This window comes from Aquimarina sp. AWH4_224, assembly GCF_056160245.1.
On sequence record NZ_JBSWWU010000040.1, the window covers coordinates 1 to 1,574 of the forward strand.

Annotated in this window: 1 protein-coding gene; it reads right to left on the reverse strand. The window is 37.1% G+C overall.

Annotated features, from left to right (window positions below; all coding sequences use genetic code 11):
• Positions 1 to 1,499: IS1182 family transposase (locus ACXAGJ_RS24590; RefSeq protein WP_474843827.1), on the reverse strand; the 1,499-nt coding region annotated here is incomplete at its 3' end.
• Between the last annotated feature and the right edge of the window lie 75 nt (positions 1,500 to 1,574).

Consider the following 1,574-nt stretch of genomic DNA (forward strand, 5'->3'; position numbering starts at 1 on the left):
ATATGAGCAATATAGCTTCCTAGCTTACTTATTGGGTTTTTATTGATGAATTTTAGGTATTTCTTCAAGTTATAGGCTATTGCCGCCAAATGCATCACCTTATTAGCTTGCTGGATGCCTATAGTATTAATCTTTCTAAGTCCCATAAATTGGGTAAGGGTTCCAAATACAGGTTCTACTGTACTTTGACGTTTGGATTTCATATAGCGGCCTTGTTTACTGTTTACTCGTGCATTGTTGCGTTCATATTCAGGACGATAATAGGTAACGGTAAGACGTTTCTCCTGCGCTGATTTACCCAGACAAGTACTACGCAAAGGGCAATCAATACAAACCTTTTTAGAAGCTCTATATTCTTTCTTTTTGGTATTGCTTTTCTTCTCTATAAATACTTTAGTAAAAGGAATGATCTTCCCTTGTGGGCATAGATAATGATCTGCTTGTTCATCATACTCAAAACCTTCTGGCCCTCCTTTATAGGTACCATGAGGTGGAATAAAACTACTAATGTTGCTTTGTTCTAAAAAAGCATAGTTCTCTCCACTACTATAACCTGTATCAGCAATACAGTTCTTCCATACCAACCCTTGTTTCCACAATCGTTTTTGTAATCTTTTTGTAATATCCTGTAAGTACTGATTGTCTTTTTTGTCGGCATGATACGCTCCAATATCTGTAATGACATGATTCGCCGTATCTACACTAAGTTGACTCAGATAATTAAGCTTTCTTGCCTTACCTGGCTTGACACTAATACGAGCATCTGGATCAGTAGGACTGTAATGGGTTTTGTTAGAGGTATACTTACTGCCTTTGTTACCCGCTCCAGGACGCTGATCTTGGTCTTTTGACCATTTCTTATTTCTAGTCTTAATAGCCGCTAGTTCTTTCTCTGTAGCAGTAATACTTTGCTGGGGTTTACTGGCTTTGTTGTTTTTGGCTTTTCGAGTAGGGGCTGGTTTATCAACCGTGCTGATATGACGAACCTTTTGCAAATAATCTTCCAATTTTTCTGCAGGAACTTTCAATTCTAAACTATCCATAGAAGCATTGGCCTTGACTGGAGCAGAATCTATGGCTTGGGTATGCCCACTGACCATACCTTTGTCAATACACAAAACCAAAATCCTAGTGAAAACTGCTTCAAAAACAGTCTCTGGAAATAATTGTCGTGTTCTAGAAATCGTCGAATGCCAGGGCAACTCTTCATCAATATCATAGCCTATGAAATATAAAATATCCAATCGCATACTACAATGATCCATCAGCTTACGATCACTAATGATATTCTCCAAATAACCCACTAAACATAGCTTAAAAAATACCACAGGATCAATACTTTTTTGACCGCTAGCACCATAATACTCTTGAGTTAATCCGTATAAAAACTGAAGATCCAAAAAATCCTTGAGACGTCTGTAAAAATTATGTAACGGAACCCGATCACTAAGCTGAAATTGATTGAAGAGCTTTTCTTGGTATATTTTCTTGCCTTGCATACTTAAAGATAACATACCAATCCAAAATCAATAACAAATCTATCTTACATTTTTGTTAACTTGTGCAACAGGCAC